This is a genomic window from Geobacter psychrophilus (genome assembly GCF_056821595.1).
The window spans coordinates 61810-80262 of the sequence record NZ_JBXDTU010000004.1; the positions used below are offsets into that span (position 1 = coordinate 61810).

The following is an 18453-nucleotide window of genomic DNA, read 5'->3' on the forward strand; positions in this document are numbered from 1 at the left end:
TACTGTTTGATTTTGAAACTATACCATGAAACCTGTAAATTCAAATGGCAAAAATGCCGTACAGCCTAAGCCTGCTTCGCTTGACTCTCCGGGGCGCCTGTGCTAGTTTTTTTCGATTCCAATGCAGCTCGACAACGGAGTTTACCGATGTATTTCCCCGATATTGCAGCATTTCAGAAACTCGCCTCACAAGGCAACCTGATTCCGGTCTACCGCGAGATCATGGCCGACATGGACACACCAGTCACTGCTTTCAAAAAACTCGATGACGGCCGATTTTCCTTTCTGCTGGAAAGCATTGAGGGGGGAGAGAAGTGGGCCCGTTACAGTTTTCTCGGCTCAAACCCTTCGACAATTATCCGCTCGAAAGGCAATACAGTTGAAATCATAACAAACGGCACCACGACCTCGATCATTGCCGAGGATCCTCTGGACTGCATCCGCACGACCCTGGCACGCTACACCCCGGTAGAGGTGGAAGGACTCCCCCGCTTTTTCGGCGGAGCAGTTGGATATCTCGGATATGACATGGTGCGGCATTTCGAACATCTCCCCAGCAACAGACCGGCTGAGCTTGACGCCTACGACTCCTACTTTCTGATTACCGATACCATCGTGATCTTTGACAATGTCAGCCAGAAAATCAAGGTAGTATCCAATGCCCATCTGGATGGGAACAAAACCCCCGAACAAGCGTACCAGGAAGCTGCAGAAAACATCGAGGCCATAATAAAACGGTTGCGCGTGCCACTGCCGACCGGGATTGCTCCACCCTCCGGAAAAGCGGTTGAGCTCCGCTCCAACGTGAGCAGGGAAGAGTTCGAGGCCTCTGTTGAAAAAGCCAAGGAATACGTCCGCTCCGGCGATATCATCCAGGTCGTGCTCTCCCAGCGTTTCAGCGGAAATCTCTCCGCAGATCCTTTTGACATCTACCGCGTGTTGCGCACTCTCAACCCGTCACCATACATGTTCTTCCTGCGTCTGGACGACACTGTCATCGCCGGCGCATCGCCGGAGGTAATGGTTCGCAAGGAGGGACGTCGCGTCGAACTGCGCCCCATCGCCGGAACCCGTCCTCGGGGTTCTTCCGCTGAAGCAGATGAAGATTTGGCAAATGAATTGATGGCCGATCCCAAGGAACGGGCAGAGCATGTCATGCTGGTTGACCTGGGCAGGAATGACCTGAGCAGGGTCTGCACCACCGGGTCGGTCACGGTTTCGGAATTGATGGTCGTTGAGCGGTATTCGCACGTGATGCACATAGTCTCCAACGTGCAGGGCCAATTGGAAGACAACCGGGACGCTTTCGACCTGGTACGGGCCACCTTTCCGGCCGGCACTCTGTCCGGTGCCCCCAAGGTGCGCGCCATGCAGATCATCGACGAACTGGAACCTGTGCGGCGCGAAATTTACGGCGGCGCGGTAGGCTACTTCTCTTTTTCAGGCAACATGGACCTGGCAATCACCATCCGCACCCTGGTGATCAAGAACGGCAAGGTACACCTTCAGGCCGGGGCCGGACTGGTAGCCGACTCAGACCCGGCTTCCGAATGGCAGGAAACGGTCAACAAGGGGATGGCCGTAATGAAAGCCATAGAACTGGCTGAGAAGGGGCTCGAATAGCAAAACACCAGAATGCTACATCAACATCAAACAAACCTCTGGGGGGTACTGCGGTTTTTCAGGAGGGAAGATCAATTCAAAGTGCTTCTTCTTCGATCGGGACGCGGCCTGTCCTGATTATGAAAGCCAATTGTTCGTTTTTCTTCGAAATGGCCTCGGAGCAGAAAGTCCAGATCCGGTAACTCTCGACGCCCAGAATTGTAATACCTGCACCAAAAACCGCCCAGTAGTTGTTGTCCAGCTCCTTGGCGAAGTGGTAGAACAGGAAAAATCCTGCCAGATAGCCCACATGGCAGAAACTGCTTTTATGCTCAATATTCCCCATCATGCGCGACAAGCTGAGAATGATTGCTGAAAAGGTGTAGATCAGCAATAGCATGCTGATCATTTGAGATGATGGCGGCGGACCAAGAGCGGCTACAACCTTGTCGGGCAAGGGCAATATGGGGAAATCCCGCCACGCCAGCATACAGACAACCAGAAACAGAGAAAAGGCCCATAAGCCCCTGTTTGCAAAGCGCTTGAGCCTTTTGATGTCTGCTTCGACAGCTATGCGGACAGCTTCAACACGGCTACTTTCCGTGCCGCTTGTAAACGCCGGCTGGTTGTCGTCATCACACGGCTTCATTGCAGGTCATCGCCTTTGAAAAGTTGTATCCGGATGCACAAGAAAACAACTCTTATTCATCTTGTCTCGCCACTGTAGTATCGATTGTTGAACCGCTCGATTTCCCCTGTGTGCTGCGAAACTTCTGGTGCAGTTTATATATGCAATTGGCAATCCTGTCAAGCTCACGCGGCAGGCGTGATCGAGATGCAGGGATGTCTTCATCGTCCTCAGCCTGACGAGCCAGAACTTCCAGTTCCTGCATCGGGAGAAAAACGCTCCTTCTCAAAATGGCGGTTACACCCCCGACCGTGAGAATGAGAATCATCAGGGTAAAGAGAATCATCTGATTTCTGATCGAAGCCAGTGTTGCGGTCATCATCTCCTGTGAGAGCCCGATATCCAGCGTTCCAAGTATTTTTTGCGAAGATGGATGGAAATGACAGGCGGCATTTGAGCACTGGGGATCGTTGTAGATCGGGGCAGTGATGGCTATTACCTCCGTACCCTCCTTGTTCCTGAAGGTACGGGCCTGCTCCATTCTTCCAAGTTTTGTAGTCGGAGTATCTGCGGCATGGCAGCCGATGCACCCCTCGGCCTTCTTGTCCAGCAAGCGGCCGATTTCATCCGTATGCGCCGAGATATTTACAACCCCTTTTTTATTGAATATCCGCACATGTTCAACACCCTTTTGTTCGCCGATATTGCTGACAATCGTGCTGAGAGTTTCCCGGTCTGACTTGAGCATTGCATAGCGGGTCGACTTCAATACCGTATCGGCCAGATTTGCGGCATGGTTGACCGCATCACGCGTCACGACATTTTTGACAGCAGAATAGAGGAGCAGAAAGCAGACCACGACAAAACCGGTGACCGCCAGTCCAACGGGAACGAGAGCTCTGCCTGCAAGAGTCCTGATCATGATAATATCCTCCGCAAGTCGGGGCGCGTCCGGAAACGCGCCCCGCTACGCCATTACATCTTATGGCAGGTGGCGCAATTCTCTTTCACGGTAAATCCTGCTTTTCCGTCATGGCACGCGCCACACGACTTACCTTCTTCCATCTCTTTCATTGAAACCCTGACTTTACTCCTGGCTGTCGCAAAAAGTTTTGTATGGCACTCGCCGCATTTATACATGCCTAGATGGGATGTGTGGCTGAACGTGACATTTCCCGCATCTTTATCAACAAAGGTGAGTTCTTTGACCGGGTGACACTTGGTGCAGTTTGATAAGGCAAATGCTTTTTTGCCGTTATGGCAGGCACCACAGGATTTCCCTTTTTCCATGGAGTTCATGCTTACCCGCGGATTGGGACCTGTTTTATACAGTGCGTTATGGCATGAGCTGCATTGCGGGTTTTTCGCAAGATGGACAGAATGCTTGAATGCAACGGGCCCGGTTTCTTTGACTTTGAAAATGACATCCTTAACCTTGTGACATGCGGTGCACTTTGCCAGTGCAAAAGCCTGTTTTCCATTGTGACACTGTCCGCACGACAGCCCCTTGCCCATTTGAGCCATGGTATAATGGACGCCCTTTTTCATGGCATCATTGTGACAGGATTTGCAGCTGATGTTTGGAGTTTTGGCATTCTTCTTCTTTAAGTGAGAGGCGTGACTGAACACAACCTTACCGGCATTTTCCGTGGTAAATGTTTTGTCCTTGATATCAAGCGCCACGGCGGGGATGGTACAGCACATTATCGCTGCTGTGAGGACTATCCAGCGCAGTTTCATGATCGGTCTCCTGTCAATAGATCTGGTATGCAGCAGCTACAAAGCAACATGGGGGCCAAGCCCCCATGTACCGGCACATCAATAATTACGATGTAAGCAATTCCGTGTTTGTGAGAACCTTTGTTTCTGTTTCAGTAACAGTAGCGGTAGCATAGGCTGGTGCAACGGCTTCCGCTGTCCGCCACTGGTAAAAGATCGGAAGTCTGTAGAGTATAAAACGATATACCACAATGTAAATGCAGTACACCGTCAGTGAGATGACAAATTCTCTCCAGTGTGGAATCTCCCGGTAGGGCAGCTTCCAGTTAAAAGTAATGAGAGCGGTATTAAGTCTGTTCAGGAATATTCCGATCACGACGAGGAAAGCGCTGAAACGAATAATTGCCATATGTTTGTTGCGGATGGCATACGCAAACAATACCATCGGAATGACGACACCGATCATGATCTCAACCAGGTACCATTGTCCCCAACCGGTTGCAAAATATCCCCACTTATTATCATGGGCAATACTCACCAATTTGATGGTCAGGTAGGTTGCAAGCCCCATACTGGCGCCTTTAGCCAATGAAATCGTTATACGATCCAGGCTGTCCCTGAATCTTTTGTCGAAACGCCATGACATGGTTTTGCTGGCAATCGTGCTGACAGTAATCACCATACAGAGCCCGCCGGGCAGTGATGAGACAAAGAAGTGTATCCACTGGAACGATGACGAATACCAGAGAGGATGAACCTTACCCGGTGCATAGGTGAAAAGGGCACCAAGGGCTCCCTGGTGCAGGGTTGAGAGGATGATGCCGGATACGGTAAGCCCCAGGGTAATGCGTTTTATGCCACGCTTGCCGGCCGGAAAACCGATCCATTCGAAAAACGCGGTGGAAACCTCGGCGATCTGCACTGACAGATAGGTGGAAACATGCCAGGCAACCAGGAAGAGTACTGCTGCCGGCCCGAACGACACGACCATCGGATACGGCAAGCGCCATGGCTGCCCGAGATCGCACATCAGAAACACGACAGCGAAGAAGTATCCCAGGAGACCATTCAGGAGTCCCAGGCGTTCGATCGGTTCCAGATCATGCCGCCCGAAAAGCTCGCAGGCTGTGCCAAGCTGAAATCCTGATGACGAGAGCGGCACCATGCCGAACAGACCAAAGCCGAGAAACAATCCCCAGGCGTAGTCATTGGAGCTGTGCGTTACCCAGGAAAGACCGAAAATAAAGCGGCCGATGATTATCGGTATGCCAATCGCAAAGATAATACCGAAAATCCAGTTGAGCGGATTCCGTAAGGCCTGCCCGATGTATTGCTGCAGCGACAGACCGAGAAAAAGCTTCTCCATGATGGTCCAGTTTCGACCGGGCGATTTTTGAAGCGAATCAACCGTTACTGCCCCACTTGCGATCAAAGTTTTCATTGTTTGCCATCCTCCTGATCAGAATGGTTATGGTGATCATCACCGTGGTCCTTGTTGCGTGTGGCGAGGAGGTGGATCCCGGAAAAGAGTGCCGGCCAGATGGTCAGTACCATCGGTACCATCCCCAGGAATTCCTTGACGTTCGAAATTATCGGTTCGTTGCCGACGGTTTCATCCAGACCGATTTTTTCGGCCGGCACCTTGGAGAGATACAGCCAACTGGTACCGCCCAACTCCTTTTCACCATATACATGATCATAATAACGGTCCGGAGTAGCCCTGATCCGTTCGTGGCCGAGCTTTATCAGGTCATTGCGAAGACCGAAGGTAAGCGCTTCCTGGGGACATATTTCGACACATGCCGGCGGCTTGCCGAATTTCAGGCGGGTGTCGTAGCAGAAAATGCATTTTTTTATGAGAGGATTGATGGCGCTGGAATAACTGTAGGCCGGTATATTGAATGGGCAGGCGACCATGCAGGTACGGCATCCCACACAAACTTTGCCGTTATAGATTACGGCACCTTCTTTGGTTTTTGTATAGGCGTTGACAAAACAGGACGTCAGACAGGCAGGCTCATTGCAGTGATTGCACTGCATTTTACGATAGGGCGGTTTTTGACCGTCAGCGGCCTCATAACGATTTACAACGGTATACGCCTTTTCAGTGGTTCTGCGTTTATTTTCAAATACTGAGGTGTCGTCAAACGGAAGATCCGGTTCGGGAAGCTTTTGCTCCTTGTTGCAGGCCGCTTCACAACTCCGGCAGCCGATACAGCGAGTTGTATCCACCAGAACCCCCATTGCATCCGGGTATCCTTCGAAGGAACCGACCGCCCAGCTCTTGGATGCAGTGCCAAGAGAGGCCGCTGCTCCACTTATCAGACAGCCTTTCAGAAAATCTCTACGTTTCATGATATTCTCCTTCAGTTCGTATGTGCTTATTCCGTATATGCTGTCTGTCAGTGGCCGCCGTGTCCATTCTTGGCCGGTTTGTTTTTGGGAGCAAAAGTCCCCGAGTTATAGAAGGCGTCTCCAGCTTTTGTGCGCTGGTGACAATCCTGACAGCCAACCGGTCCGTTTGATTTTTCATGACAGCTAATACAGTTCCGATGCATGGCCGCCTTGAGGCTTGGCTTATCAAGATGATAGGCTTTCGGATCTTTTTCCTTGATGGCTGCTGCCGAGAAAGGATCTGCCCGATGGCAGCCCTTGCACGAGACTTCCTTCGTTTCGCCGCTGTTACGGTGACACCTGATGCAGTTGGGATCCTGCACCAGCGTTCCGGTGGTATGATGATGGCAATCGGAGCATTCCTTCGTTAGCTGGATATGCTTGGCATGGTTGAAATTGAATGGCTCATACAGCTTGCTTTGACCGTTCAGGATAACCGTGTCCGGAACGGATATCCCCCGGCTGGTGCCCGGAACTGCGACTAGCAACATAATGACCATTACTCCGGCGAACCAGAACCCTGTAGTTTGCATAACTGGCGTTCTCCTTTACATGCTGAGTAAGCTCTAATTTATCGTATATACAATATGGCTGCACACGCCGTAATTCAGTCAGGCGTGTGCATTTTCTATCGCTGCTGAGTGTTACGCGACGAAATTTGGCCTAATGAACGGTATCGGAGACAACAGTTTCTTCCCTTTTATTTATGTAGCGGTAAAACATGGGAAACCCGACAAAAAAGGCCACGCAGATAAGGTATTCCACGCTTTTGATATATTGGTAATAATCGACCATGGTAAAAACTTCCTTGACCTCGCCAACTGATGACAATAATTGATTCATGTTACATCTCCTTCCTTCTTGTAAATTCTAATGTTACAGACGCTTGGTCCGATAAATATGTTTGCATTACCTGGCGTTGACGGTTGCTTTTTCCTTGTCGCTGGCAACACCTTTGATCATGCCATACAGCATAATGATTGACGGAATGCACTGAACAACCACCACCAGGGCGCAGAAGCCGAGAAAAAGCAGAATCAGGGGGCCGCTTACAAAAACCTTGTTGGTTACACCCGCTGAGGCAAAGGCCCCGGTGCTGGTTGCGAGGCTGAGGGCAACGGCACTGCACACTGCTGTCAAAGTTTGTTTCACGTTCATGGTAATCTCCTTTTTGTGGGATATCTGCGTATGTCAGATGCAGAAATAAATTGCATTACGCCGGATGGAGCCGCAAGTTTTTGAAGGCACAGTGCACAGCCTGGCGGATCTCTTCACAGTCTTCACTGTCGACCGGTTTCAAAGCGTGATAAAAGATGCCTTCACTTCTCAACCTGCGGACCTGCGGCAGGGAGGCATTTGCCGAAACGACGATTATCGGAAGCTTGCGGTTGCACTGTTTCAGAAGCGGGATGATGTCGGCCGCTGTAAACTCTTCAAATTTAGTTCCAAGCAATACTACCTGCACCGTCTTCTTGAGAATGTTGTACAATGCGCCTGCGATAGAGTTGGTGGCCGTTACACGATACCCATCTTCGGTGAACATATCCGCCATCTGTGTTCGACACTCTATGTCTTCATCTACTATGAGGAGTCCTGGTTCTTGCATGGTAATTCCCCCCGTGAACCCAGTCTCACTGGCCGGTTGCGAAGCTGCTTATTTGCTGTTGGCAACCGGTGCCTTCTTGTCGGCCGGCGAGAAGATACCTTTGAGCATCCCGCCCAGAAGCATAAGTCCGGGAATGAACTGGAACATGACGATCAATACACCAAAGGCTATGAAGAATGTTGTCACCAGCCCCAGCCCTTCAATTCCGGCGCCTTCGGAAGCCAATGCATAGGTTCCGGTTACCAGCAGTGACAGTACGAATGTTAGTATGGTTTTCATGGCAGTCTCCTTTTCATACAGATTGCGTAACTCCTGACTACTTCCTGGGAGCCAGCATGCTCTCTACTGATACTAAAGCACTGAGTGTGCCAACACGGCTTCAGCGCGCAATTACGTACGTAACAAGCATGAATTACTAGATAATTAAATTAAGCGGTCATTGTTTTAGGGTGGGTCAGGTGGCGAAGGGAGGGCGACAAGTATACTGACTGTATACAATTGCACGTGCAGCCAAAAAATGGACTGTCAGCACAACATACTGTTATTGTTACGCAATATTACTGTTTCGTGCGGCAGTTGTATGCATATAAATTCTATACACCAGTAAAGAAACAGCTGAACCTTTCCTTTGTATATATGGCTCACTTTTGATGGATCCGTCGATCCATTAACAGCAGATTCGATCTGACCTGTTAAATCAAAAAGAGCAGTAAAATATTGACTTTATAGTGTAAACAGGAGTAATAATCGCTTTCAAAAATTGGCACTTTCAGTTGCTATCGGTGCTTTTGTATACGGGTGGAGGAAGTTTAAAATGGAAAAGATTGTCATCCTTGTTATAGACGATGAATCAGTTATACGTGACGGCCTTCAACGTATTCTGCAAGGGGACCGATTCGAAGTAGAAACATGCAAGAGTGGTCACATTGCTCTTGAACGTTTACAGGAAAAAGATTTTGGATTGATCATTACGGACCTGAAGATGCCGGGAATGAACGGCATAGAAGTCCTGAAAGCGGTCAAGGCCCTCCAACCCGATATTCCCGTAATCATGATTACTGGGTACGCAACGGTAGACACGGCTGTGGAGGCAATGAAAAATGGTGCCATCGATTATATCGCCAAGCCGTTTACCCCTGACCAGATACATGAAAAAATTGAACGGGCTTTAGAACTGCGAACGATCATGGTAGATGAAATCTACCTAAAAAAAGAGATTTCCAGTCACCATGGTTTTGATTCATTCGTCGGTGAAAGCCGTGAAATGCAGAAGGTATATCGTCGGATCATCCAGGTAGCGCCGACGGACAGCACTGTGTTGATTACAGGTGAGAGCGGCACCGGAAAAGAGCTGGTCGCCCGTGCCATCCACAGAAACAGCCCGCGTCGTGAACAGCCCTTCGTAGCGGTTGATTGCACGGCACTTGCAGAGAATCTTCTCGAAAGTGAACTGTTCGGCCACGTCAAGGGTTCATTTACCGGTGCGATTCAGACCAAAATGGGGCTGTTCCGGGTTGCCGACGGCGGATCACTGTTTCTGGATGAGATTTCCAACATCAGTTTAGCAACCCAGGCAAAACTGCTCAGGGTTTTACAGGAACGCCAGGTCACGCCGATTGGCAGTACCCAGCCGATTCCTATCAATATCCATCTGCTTGCTGCAACCAACAAGAACCTGAAAACCATGGTTGCAAACGGTACGTTCCGTGAGGACCTGTTTTTTCGACTCAATATCATTCCGATTGAACTTCCTGCGCTGCGGGAGCGCAAGAGCGATATCCCGCTGCTCGTCAGCCATTTCCTGAAGAAATACACGGCCGAGATCGGCAAGGAAATTCGCGGAATCGCCCCCGATGCCTTGGCTTTTCTCGAAGAGTATCCATTCCCCGGCAATGTTCGCGAGCTAGAGAACACCATTGAACGTGCCGTTGTTCTGGTTGAGGGAGATATCATCAGCAAGGATGACCTTGAGCTTGCTGATGGAGAAGAGCAGGAATCTACCCCAGGAGGCTATGTTCCGACCAGCGCGGAAGAGTTGAAAGAGATGAAGCGGCATATACGGGGCAAATCGGTAGAGACTATTGAAAAGGCCTTTGTCATGAACGCACTGGAGCGTAACAACTGGAATGTTACCCGGGCTGCTGAAGAGACCGGGATACTGCGACCTAATTTTCAAGGCATGCTGAAACGACTCGGCATTTCAATCAGGTCAATGACAGATAAATAACCAACCGCATCTTGATGTATTTTCAGGTTTCAGCGAATTAATCGTGCACCGGCAGCAGTACCGTAAAGGTTGTCCCTTTCCCAAGCCTGCTTTTCACTTCGATTTTCCCGTCATTATTTTCTACAATCCCATACGAAATGGAAAGCCCCAAACCGGTTCCTTCGGATTTTGTCGTAAAGAAGGGATCAAAAATATGGGCAAGATCCTCCTCTGAAATCCCGCATCCGGTATCCGAAAATTCTGCACAGACGAACGAGCGGTCATCGGAGAGGTAGCTTGTAATCGTCAGGGTGCCTCCCCCTACGGACATGGCCTGACTGGCATTCAGCATGATATTGATGAACACCTGCTGCATCTGCCCCAGGTCAACCAGAACATTTGGCAGGTCATCGGCATAGCATTTTTCTATGGTGATGTCATGAAAGCTTGGCTGGTTGTGAATTAGATCCAGTACCTTATCAATCAGCGAGTTCAGGGATACTGCTTCCTTGTGGGGTGTCGACTCACGGGAAAATTCGAGCAGCCTGCAGACAATATCTGCGCAGCGGCGGCTCTCAGAGATGACCTTCTCTATATCCGGTTTAAGATCACTATCCAGGCGCTTGTCACTATTTACAATGGAAGAGTACAGCAGCACCCCTGTCAGCGGGTTGTTGATCTCATGGGCGATTCCGGCCACCAGTTTTCCCAGTGACGCCAGCTTTTCAGAGCGGCGCAGATGCTGTTCAATCTGTTTGATTTCCCTGGTGCGCTCTTCGACCTTTTGCTCCAGGCTGCTGCCCCACTCTTTCAGCTCTTCCTGCGCGGTTTTCAGGTTGACTGTCATCTTGTTGACCGATTCCGAAAGTTCTCCCAGTTCATCATGCGATACAGCAGAAACCATTACATCGAGATTTCCCGATGCCACCTGATTGGCATGTTTCATCAATAGTTTTACGGGCGTATTGACCATTTTCTGAATAAGAAAATTTATCAGAATGCCGATGAACACGAGAAGAAAGCAGGTAAAAATAAAGAACTGCATCCGGTAGATATTGGATTCATTGTTCATATCTTCCAGAGATATAATAATATCCAACACTCCAAGAATACTGTGATTTTTGGGATGGAAGTGACATGCAGCGGCAACACAACTCGGCTGATTGTAAATGGCTTTGGTAAAACCCAGCACCTCAATGCCATCCTGATCGGTAAAGACGCGACTGCGATTCATCGATGTTGCATACTGCCTGGGGTTGTCATCGGATTTATGGCACATGGTACAGGCTTCGGCATTTTTATCCAGAATTCTGCCGACCTCTTTTGGTGTGCTGGAGTAAAATACCTTGCCCGACTTGTCTACCAAGCGGATATGCTTGATTGCATTGCTTTGGCCGATCTGCTTGATCATTTCATTGAGATTTTCCTTATCATTCTTCATCATGGCGTTATACGTGCTGTGATTGATAATCTCGGCAACCTGGTCGGCATTGGACACGGCATAATGAATCATGGCATTGCGGGAGTGGCGATTATTGATCTGGTCAAGCAGCGCCATGAATCCGACCAGAATCAGCGAGGTGATCAAGGTAATCTTGGTTATCAGACTGAAACCTTGTTTCACGTGAGGTATCCTTGGGGAAAGTTATGTATACACAATAAGGCCTGATGTATAGCGCTTTTGGACATATGAGTCAAGCAATGTCCAAGCGGTACCTTGCGAGGCGCACCCAGCATAGTCTATCACTCAACATCGGTGTTTGTTTGCGATCTTATAAAGTATTTTTGCAGCAAAACGCGCTGAAACAGAAACCTGTCATCTTGATGTTGAACAATGCTGCCGGAAGTTCCCCTCCACGATCTCAATGCTGCATTCAAGTATCCACCCCCGTGAGCATGTCAGAATCACTTGAGTTTAAACGCTAATACGACTATATTTTGCCTTAATGCAGTTTGTTGCAGTGAATTGATGTTAAAGTGCCGTGCGAACCATGTGGAACAGCAACACACATCTAATAAATTTCAATAGGTTATAAAATATCATGCTCCTGATGATCGATAATTATGACTCCTTTACCTACAATATTGTCCAGTATTTCTGCCAGCTGGGCGAAGAGGTGCAGGTCCATCGCAATGACAAGATCAGCCTGGCGGAGATAGAAGCACTTCAACCCGCCCGCTTGGTCATCTCTCCCGGACCCTGTTCACCGGAGGAGGCCGGGATCTCTGTTGCGGCCATCACACATTTTGCCGGTAAAATTCCCATCCTGGGCGTCTGCCTTGGACATCAATCCATTGGTGCCGCCTTCGGCGGCAATGTTGTGCGCAGCTCATCGCTCATGCATGGAAAAACCTCGCCGATTCACCATGACGGCAAAGAACTTTTCAAAGAACTGCCCAATCCTTTTCAAGCCACCCGTTACCATTCGCTGATCGTTGACCGCCCCACCCTGCCCGATTGCCTGGAGACCACCGCCTGGGTCGAGAATGGCGAGATCATGGGTTTGCGGCACAAGCTTCTGCCCCTCTGGGGGGTACAGTTCCATCCCGAATCAATTCTGACCGAAGGTGGCATGGATCTGCTGCAGAACTTCCTCGATATTAGTCGCTGATGATCCATTGCCACTGTCATGGCTGCAAACATTCGGGTACTTCGCGAGAAGTACCTTTTTTTGTCACAGATCAGAAACATCTTAATGTGAGTAAACCCAGAATCAATTAACGCACCTAAGGGCGGAGTTGGCTGGCAGTTCGTTCAACTACGGCAATACCGTTCACAGCTTCACCAACACCACCGCCGGCACAGACAACAGCAAGGGCGCCGCCTATAACGAAAAGGCCGACAGGCGCTCATGGGAGGCCATGAAGGTCTTCTTTGCAGAGATCTCCAGGTAGTATCTAGCAGTCATACTGCAGGTATTCAAATAAATAGCGGTATTTAGTCAGGGGGAGGTTGCATAATCCCCCTGTTTTTTTTATAGTGTCACTCTTGCACACACAAACACGAAAAGGTAACGACGCAATTATGAGCAGAGAACTGGCAAAAGGATATGAACCGCACGACGTTGAAAAGAGATGGTACGCCGAATGGGAAGGTAAAGGCTATTTCCATGCCGCCGCCACGTCCGACAGGAAACCGTACAGTATCGTCATCCCGCCCCCCAATGTCACAGGCGCCCTGCATATGGGACACGCCCTCAACAATACTCTACAGGACATCCTCTGCCGCTGGAAACGGATGCAGGGCTATAACGTGCTCTGGATGCCGGGCACCGACCACGCCGGCATTGCCACGCAGAACGTGGTCGAGCGCCAACTGGCGGCCGAAGGGACTGACCGCCATGATCTGGGGCGTGAAGCCTTCATCGAGCGGGTCTGGAAATGGAAGGCCGAATCAGGCGGCCAGATCATCGGCCAGCTTAAGCGCCTGGGTGCCTCCTGCGACTGGGAACGTGAACGCTTTACCATGGACGAAGGACTGTCCACAGCGGTGCGCACCGTCTTCGTCAAACTGTACCAGGACGGACTGATCTACCGCGACAACCGCCTGATCAACTGGTGCCCGCGCTGCCACACAGCCCTTTCGGACATCGAGGTCGAACATGAGGACCACAAGGGACACCTCTGGCACATCCGCTACCCGGTGGCCGGAGAACCGGGAACCTATGTTGTCGTTGCCACCACCCGCCCCGAGACCATGCTGGGCGATACGGCCGTGGCGGTCCACCCGGAGGACGAACGCTACAGGCATCTGATCGGCAAAAAGGTCATCCTGCCGCTGATCAATCGCGAGATCCCGGTTGTAGCCGATGAGTATGTGGAACTGGAGTTCGGCACCGGCGTGGTCAAGATCACCCCGGCCCACGACTTCAATGACTTCGAGGTCGGCCTGCGCCACGGCCTGGACAGGATCAATATCTTCGACGAATCGGGTGTCGTCAACTCAGCCGGCCACCAGTACGAGGGCATGGACCGCTTTGCCGCCCGCACCCGCATCGTCACCGAACTGGAAGAGGCTGGACTGCTGGAAAAGATCGACGACCATGCTATGTCCGTGGGCGGCTGTTACCGCTGCAAGACCGTGGTGGAACCCTACCTGTCGCTGCAGTGGTACGTCAAGGTTGCCCCGCTGGCCGAGCGCGCCCTGCAGGCCGTCAAGGACGGCAAAACCCGCATCCTCCCCAAGCAGTGGGAAAACACCTACTACGACTGGATGGAAAACATCCGCGACTGGTGCATCTCGCGCCAGATCTGGTGGGGTCACCGCATCCCAGCCTGGTTCTGCGACCACTGCGGCGAGATCACCGTATCCATGGAGGACCCGACCACCTGCGCGAAATGCGGCAGCGACGAGATCCGTCAGGAGACCGATGTGCTGGACACCTGGTTTTCCTCGGCCCTGTGGCCCTTCTCCACCATGGGCTGGCCGGAGAAGACTGCCGAACTGGCCAGCTTCTACCCGACCTCGTGCCTGGTGACCGGCTTCGACATCCTCTTCTTCTGGGTGGCCCGCATGATGATGATGGGGCTGCACTTCATGGACGAGGTACCCTTCACCGACGTCTACATCCACGCCCTGGTACGTGACGCACAGGGGCAGAAGATGTCCAAGTCCAAGGGCAATGTCATTGACCCGCTGACAATTATCGAACAGTACGGTACCGACGCCTTCCGCTTCACCCTGGCGGCCTTTGCCGCCCAGGGGCGCGACATCAAGCTGGCTGAGGACCGCATCGCCGGCTACCGCAATTTCTGCAACAAGGTCTGGAACGCGGCCCGCTTCACCCTGATGAACCTGGAGGGCTTCGATCCCGACAGCGTGAATCCCGATGAGCTGAACCTGTCCCAGGGGGACAAGTGGATCCTGCACCGCTTGAACGAGACCGCCCGCGAAACAGCCAAGGCCCTGGAGGAGTACCGCTACAATGAGGCTGCCATGGGGCTGTACCAGTTCACCTGGAGCGAGTTCTGCGACTGGTACCTGGAGCTGTCCAAGAAGGCCCTGTACGGCGACGACCTGGAGCGCAAGCTCGTCACCCGCTACGTGCTCTGGCATACCTTGGAGAACCTGCTGCGCCTGCTGCATCCCTTCATGCCGTTCATCACCGAGGAGATCTGGCAGGCGCTGCCCGGGAAACAAGAGACTCCCACCATCATGCAAGCCGCCTGGCCGGAGCCGTGCCGGTTCCGGGAACATCCCGAAGCGGCCGCTGACATGGAACGGGTCATGGCGGTCATCAGCGGCATCCGCAACATCCGCGGCGAGATGGAGGTGCCTCCCTCGAAGGAAATCGCCGTCATTCTGTCCTGCGGCAGCGAGGAGAGCCTGCGCCTGATGAAGCACAACGAAGGCGCCATCCTCGGCCTGGTCCGCATCTCGGATCTGGCCATCGGCCGTGCCATCGAACAGCCGCAGGACGCCTCGATCCAGGTGGCCGGAGACATCCAGATCTATGTGCCCCTGAAAGGCCTGGTGGATGTGGAAGCCGAGGAGCAGCGCCTGCTGAAAGAGATCGGCAAGATCGAGAAAGAGATCGAAATGTTCTCCAAAAAGCTGGAGAGCCCGGCCTTCGTTGACCGGGCTCCGGCCGAGATTGTTGCCAAGGAGCGCCTGAAACTGGCCGAAGTGAACGGCAAGAAGCTCGTACTTGAAGAGAGCCTTGATAAGATCCGAAACCTGAAGTAGGTGACCCATGCAGATCCAGAACGTCGCCATATTTGCCAAGGTCCATGACCCCCGTTGCCTGGGGGTCGCCAGTGACCTGATCACCTGGCTGGAAAAGCGGGACTGCACGCCTCTGCTCGGTGCGCAGCTGGCCAGCCATCTCGGCAGCCGGAAGGCCCTCTCGGAAGAGGATATTCGTGACCAGGCCGAACTGGTCGTGGTACTGGGAGGCGACGGCACGCTGATCTCGGTAGCCCGACTCTTCAGCGGCAGGGACGTCCCCATCCTGGGGGTCAACCTGGGCAGCCTCGGTTTCCTGACGGAGATCACCCTGGAAGAGCTCTACTCCCGCCTGGAAAAGTGCCTGGAAGGCAATCCGCGCGTTTCCGAACGGATGATGCTGGAGGTCACGCTCCATCGTGAGGGGCAGGAGATCGAGAAGTGCACGGTCCTGAACGACATGGTCATCAACAAGGGCGCCCTGGCCCGGATCGTTGACCTGGAAACCAAGGTCAACCGCCACTTCCTGACCACTTACAAGGCCGACGGCCTGATCGTCTCGACCCCCACCGGCTCCACCGGCTACTCACTGTCGGCCGGCGGCCCGATCATCCATCCCCTGATGAGCTGCATCGTCATCACGCCGATCTGTCCGCACACCCTGACCAACCGTCCGATCGTGGTCACGGACGAATCGACCATCTCCATCACCGTGGCCTCCTCCTTCGATGAAAAGGTCTACCTGACCCTGGACGGCCAGGTCGGCTTTGAACTGCGCGAAGGGGATTCGGTGGAGATCCGCAAAGCCCTTGAAACAACGGCCCTGGTCATGTCACGCAGCCGCGAATATTTCGAAATCCTGCGAACAAAACTGAAATGGGGGGAGCGCTGAGACCTCCATGCTGACCGACCTGTCCATCACAAATATTGCCATCATCGACAGCCTGCACCTGAGCCTGCGCCCTGGCCTGACCGTCCTGACCGGCGAGACCGGCGCCGGCAAATCGATCATCATCGATGCCGTCGGCCTGATCATGGGCGGCCGCGCCTCCGTGGACCTGATCCGCTCGGGGGTTGACGAAGCGGCAGTTGAAGCCATCTTCGACATCTCCGGGCGGCCGGAAATCCAGGAGATCCTGGAGCAGTCCGGCCTGGAAGCCGGCGCCGAACTGCTGGTCAAGCGCTCGATCTCGCGCTCCGGCAAGAACCGGATTTTCATCAACGGCAGCATGGCCACGCTGGCGCTGCTGACCGACATTGCCGGCCGCCTGATCAATATCTACGGCCAGCACGACTCCCAAACATTGCTGAGGACGGACAATCAGCTGGCCCTGCTGGATGCCTTTGCCGGCACAACCGCCCTGCGCGAGGAATTTGCAGGGATCTTCAGATCGCATAACAGCATCGTCGAGCGGCTGGAAAACCTGGATACGCAGGAGCGTGAGGCCGCCCGCAGGCTGGATCTGCTTTCGTTTCAATCCGAGGAGATCGCTGCGGCCAGCCTGAAGGCCGGTGAAGAGCAAGAGCTTCAAGAGCAGCGCCAGATTCTGGCCAGTGCCGGGAAACTGAGCAGCGTCAGCGGCGAGGCTTTCGAGGTGCTCTACGGCGGTGACGGCGCCATACTCGGCCAACTGCGCCGCATCAGCGCCTCGATCCGGGAGATCGCCGGCATCGATCATGGCCTGGCAGACCTGGCCGCAGCTCTGGAGGAAGCCTACCTGCAGCTGGAGGATTCCGCCATCAGCCTGCGCGATTATACGACCCGCGTGGAGTCCGACCCGGCCGCCCTGCAGCAGGCCGATGACCGTCTGGATCAGATAAGTCGCCTGAAACGGAAGTACGGGGTATCGGTAGAAGAGGTCCTGGCCTTTAAACAGCAGATCGACTCGGAACTGGAAGAGCTGCGCGGCCGCGAACACGACCGGCAGAAGCTGGAGGCGGAGCGGGACGGACTGTGGGAGCAGCTCCGCAAAACCGGAGCAGACCTGACGGCCCGGCGCACAAAATATGCGGCCAAACTGCAGCAGGCCCTGGAAACGGAAGCCCATCAACTGGCCATGAAAGGTGCGATTGTCGAGCCGGCGCTGGAGAGCTTGACAGAACCGCGCACAACCGGTTTCGAACGGGTCGAGTTTCTCTTTTCCCCCAACCTGGGTGAACCGCCGCGACCGCTGGCCAAGATCGCCTCAGGTGGCGAGCTTTCCCGCCTGATGCTGGCCTTCAAGCAGGTCCTGCCCGAAGGTGATGTCCCGACCCTGGTCTTTGACGAGGTCGACACCGGCATCAGCGGCGCAACATCAGAACTGGTGGGCAGAAAGCTGAAGAATGTGGCCGCCCGCCAGCAGGTGCTGTGCATCACCCATCTGCCCCAGGTGGCCTCTTTTGCGGATCAGCACCTGCGCGTTGAAAAGCAGGTCCAGGGCGGCAGAACCACCACCGGGATAACGGTTCTGGACGGCACGGAGCGTACCCGCGAGATCGCCCGCATGCTGGCCGGGGAAAAGGTTACCGACTCGGCCCTGGCCCATGCTGCCGAAATGCTGGCAGCGTCTCAGAAATAAATAACGTGCCGCCGAAAATGACTCCGGAAGAGTGAACCGATCCTTATCATCTCGCCTGCCCCCCTCATTATA

The 18453-nt window shown here is 53.0% G+C and carries 18 protein-coding genes; 7 read left to right on the forward strand and 11 right to left on the reverse strand.

What is annotated here, in order from left to right:
• Window positions 1-147 precede the first annotated feature (147 nt).
• Window positions 148-1623 (forward strand): anthranilate synthase component I, encoded by a 1476-nt coding sequence (trpE, locus tag ACOCF6_RS02420; RefSeq protein WP_482458795.1) that lies wholly within the window; start codon window positions 148-150, stop codon window positions 1621-1623.
• A gap of 76 nt (window positions 1624-1699) precedes the next feature.
• On the opposite strand, the gene ACOCF6_RS02425 is transcribed toward trpE, so the two are convergent.
• The 10 genes from ACOCF6_RS02425 to ACOCF6_RS02470 form a co-directional block, all read right to left on the reverse strand.
• Window positions 1700-2251 (reverse strand): menaquinol oxidoreductase, encoded by a 552-nt coding sequence (locus ACOCF6_RS02425; RefSeq protein WP_482458796.1) that lies wholly within the window; start codon window positions 2249-2251, stop codon window positions 1700-1702.
• Between the two features lie 52 nt (window positions 2252-2303).
• Entirely contained in the window at window positions 2304-3152 is an 849-nt protein-coding gene (locus tag ACOCF6_RS02430; RefSeq protein WP_482458797.1) for a cytochrome C, read from the reverse strand.
• 53 nt (window positions 3153-3205) lie between these two features.
• Window positions 3206-3970 (reverse strand): cytochrome c3 family protein, encoded by a 765-nt coding sequence (locus ACOCF6_RS02435; protein WP_482458798.1) that lies wholly within the window; start codon window positions 3968-3970, stop codon window positions 3206-3208.
• Window positions 3971-4055: 85 nt separating this feature from the next.
• Entirely contained in the window at window positions 4056-5390 is a 1335-nt protein-coding gene (locus ACOCF6_RS02440; RefSeq protein WP_482458799.1) for a polysulfide reductase NrfD family protein, read from the reverse strand.
• Window positions 5387-6304 carry a 4Fe-4S dicluster domain-containing protein gene (locus ACOCF6_RS02445; protein ID WP_482458800.1) on the reverse strand — a complete coding sequence of 306 codons (918 nt, stop codon included), beginning with the start codon at window positions 6302-6304 and terminating at the stop codon, window positions 5387-5389. The genes ACOCF6_RS02440 and ACOCF6_RS02445 overlap by 4 nt, the downstream gene beginning before the upstream one ends.
• Window positions 6305-6351: 47 nt before the next feature.
• Window positions 6352-6876 carry a cytochrome c3 family protein gene (locus ACOCF6_RS02450; RefSeq protein WP_482458801.1) on the reverse strand — a complete coding sequence of 175 codons (525 nt, stop codon included), beginning with the start codon at window positions 6874-6876 and terminating at the stop codon, window positions 6352-6354.
• A gap of 130 nt (window positions 6877-7006) precedes the next feature.
• A complete protein-coding gene (locus ACOCF6_RS02455) occupies window positions 7007-7186 on the reverse strand; it encodes a hypothetical protein (RefSeq protein ID WP_482458802.1) in 180 nt (59 codons plus the stop codon).
• Between the two features lie 66 nt (window positions 7187-7252).
• Window positions 7253-7501 (reverse strand): hypothetical protein, encoded by a 249-nt coding sequence (locus tag ACOCF6_RS02460; protein ID WP_482458803.1) that lies wholly within the window; start codon window positions 7499-7501, stop codon window positions 7253-7255.
• A gap of 55 nt (window positions 7502-7556) precedes the next feature.
• Window positions 7557-7949: a response regulator gene (locus ACOCF6_RS02465; RefSeq protein WP_482458804.1), complete on the reverse strand. Its 393-nt coding sequence runs from the start codon at window positions 7947-7949 to the stop codon at window positions 7557-7559.
• Window positions 7950-7997: 48 nt separating this feature from the next.
• Window positions 7998-8228, reverse strand: a complete 231-nt coding sequence (locus ACOCF6_RS02470) for a hypothetical protein (protein ID WP_482458805.1) — start codon at window positions 8226-8228, stop codon at window positions 7998-8000.
• A 535-nt stretch (window positions 8229-8763) separates the two neighbouring features.
• Between ACOCF6_RS02470 and ACOCF6_RS02475 the strand changes: the two genes are divergently transcribed.
• The gene (locus tag ACOCF6_RS02475) at window positions 8764-10176 is read left to right on the forward strand and encodes a sigma-54-dependent transcriptional regulator (protein WP_482458806.1); all 1413 of its coding nucleotides are present in this window, start codon (window positions 8764-8766) and stop codon (window positions 10174-10176) included.
• A 37-nt stretch (window positions 10177-10213) separates the two neighbouring features.
• On the opposite strand, the gene ACOCF6_RS02480 is transcribed toward ACOCF6_RS02475, so the two are convergent.
• Window positions 10214-11779: an ATP-binding protein gene (locus ACOCF6_RS02480; protein ID WP_482458807.1), complete on the reverse strand. Its 1566-nt coding sequence runs from the start codon at window positions 11777-11779 to the stop codon at window positions 10214-10216.
• Window positions 11780-12197: 418 nt separating this feature from the next.
• On the opposite strand from ACOCF6_RS02480, the gene ACOCF6_RS02485 reads away from it, so the two are divergent.
• From ACOCF6_RS02485 to recN, 5 genes are all read left to right on the forward strand, one after another.
• The gene (locus ACOCF6_RS02485) at window positions 12198-12767 is read left to right on the forward strand and encodes an anthranilate synthase component II (RefSeq protein WP_482458808.1); all 570 of its coding nucleotides are present in this window, start codon (window positions 12198-12200) and stop codon (window positions 12765-12767) included.
• A gap of 127 nt (window positions 12768-12894) precedes the next feature.
• Window positions 12895-13050 (forward strand): dienelactone hydrolase family protein, encoded by a 156-nt coding sequence (locus ACOCF6_RS02490; RefSeq protein ID WP_482458809.1) that lies wholly within the window; start codon window positions 12895-12897, stop codon window positions 13048-13050.
• A 127-nt stretch (window positions 13051-13177) separates the two neighbouring features.
• Complete coding sequence (locus ACOCF6_RS02495; RefSeq protein WP_482463248.1) at window positions 13178-15841, forward strand: valine--tRNA ligase; 2664 nt, start codon at window positions 13178-13180, stop codon at window positions 15839-15841.
• A gap of 13 nt (window positions 15842-15854) precedes the next feature.
• A complete protein-coding gene (locus ACOCF6_RS02500) occupies window positions 15855-16712 on the forward strand; it encodes an NAD(+)/NADH kinase (protein ID WP_482463250.1) in 858 nt (285 codons plus the stop codon).
• A gap of 7 nt (window positions 16713-16719) precedes the next feature.
• Window positions 16720-18381, forward strand: a complete 1662-nt coding sequence (gene recN, locus ACOCF6_RS02505; RefSeq protein ID WP_482458810.1) for a DNA repair protein RecN — start codon at window positions 16720-16722, stop codon at window positions 18379-18381.
• Window positions 18382-18453: the final 72 nt, after the last annotated feature.

What these genes read in the sequence shown, in the direction of transcription:
- ACOCF6_RS02465 (WP_482458804.1), bottom strand. Translation starts at nt 7,949, where the DNA reads ATGCAAGAACCAGGACTCCTCATAGTAGATGAAGACATAGAGTGTCGA.
- ACOCF6_RS02485 (WP_482458808.1), top strand. Translation starts at nt 12,198, where the DNA reads ATGCTCCTGATGATCGATAATTATGACTCCTTTACCTACAATATTGTC.
- ACOCF6_RS02430 (WP_482458797.1), bottom strand. Translation starts at nt 3,152, where the DNA reads ATGATCAGGACTCTTGCAGGCAGAGCTCTCGTTCCCGTTGGACTGGCG.
- recN (WP_482458810.1), top strand. Translation starts at nt 16,720, where the DNA reads ATGCTGACCGACCTGTCCATCACAAATATTGCCATCATCGACAGCCTG.
- ACOCF6_RS02450 (WP_482458801.1), bottom strand. Translation starts at nt 6,876, where the DNA reads ATGCAAACTACAGGGTTCTGGTTCGCCGGAGTAATGGTCATTATGTTG.
- ACOCF6_RS02425 (WP_482458796.1), bottom strand. Translation starts at nt 2,251, where the DNA reads ATGAAGCCGTGTGATGACGACAACCAGCCGGCGTTTACAAGCGGCACG.
- ACOCF6_RS02435 (WP_482458798.1), bottom strand. Translation starts at nt 3,970, where the DNA reads ATGAAACTGCGCTGGATAGTCCTCACAGCAGCGATAATGTGCTGTACC.
- ACOCF6_RS02470 (WP_482458805.1), bottom strand. Translation starts at nt 8,228, where the DNA reads ATGAAAACCATACTAACATTCGTACTGTCACTGCTGGTAACCGGAACC.
- ACOCF6_RS02445 (WP_482458800.1), bottom strand. Translation starts at nt 6,304, where the DNA reads ATGAAACGTAGAGATTTTCTGAAAGGCTGTCTGATAAGTGGAGCAGCG.
- ACOCF6_RS02475 (WP_482458806.1), top strand. Translation starts at nt 8,764, where the DNA reads ATGGAAAAGATTGTCATCCTTGTTATAGACGATGAATCAGTTATACGT.
- trpE (WP_482458795.1), top strand. Translation starts at nt 148, where the DNA reads ATGTATTTCCCCGATATTGCAGCATTTCAGAAACTCGCCTCACAAGGC.
- ACOCF6_RS02440 (WP_482458799.1), bottom strand. Translation starts at nt 5,390, where the DNA reads ATGAAAACTTTGATCGCAAGTGGGGCAGTAACGGTTGATTCGCTTCAA.
- ACOCF6_RS02455 (WP_482458802.1), bottom strand. Translation starts at nt 7,186, where the DNA reads ATGAATCAATTATTGTCATCAGTTGGCGAGGTCAAGGAAGTTTTTACC.
- ACOCF6_RS02460 (WP_482458803.1), bottom strand. Translation starts at nt 7,501, where the DNA reads ATGAACGTGAAACAAACTTTGACAGCAGTGTGCAGTGCCGTTGCCCTC.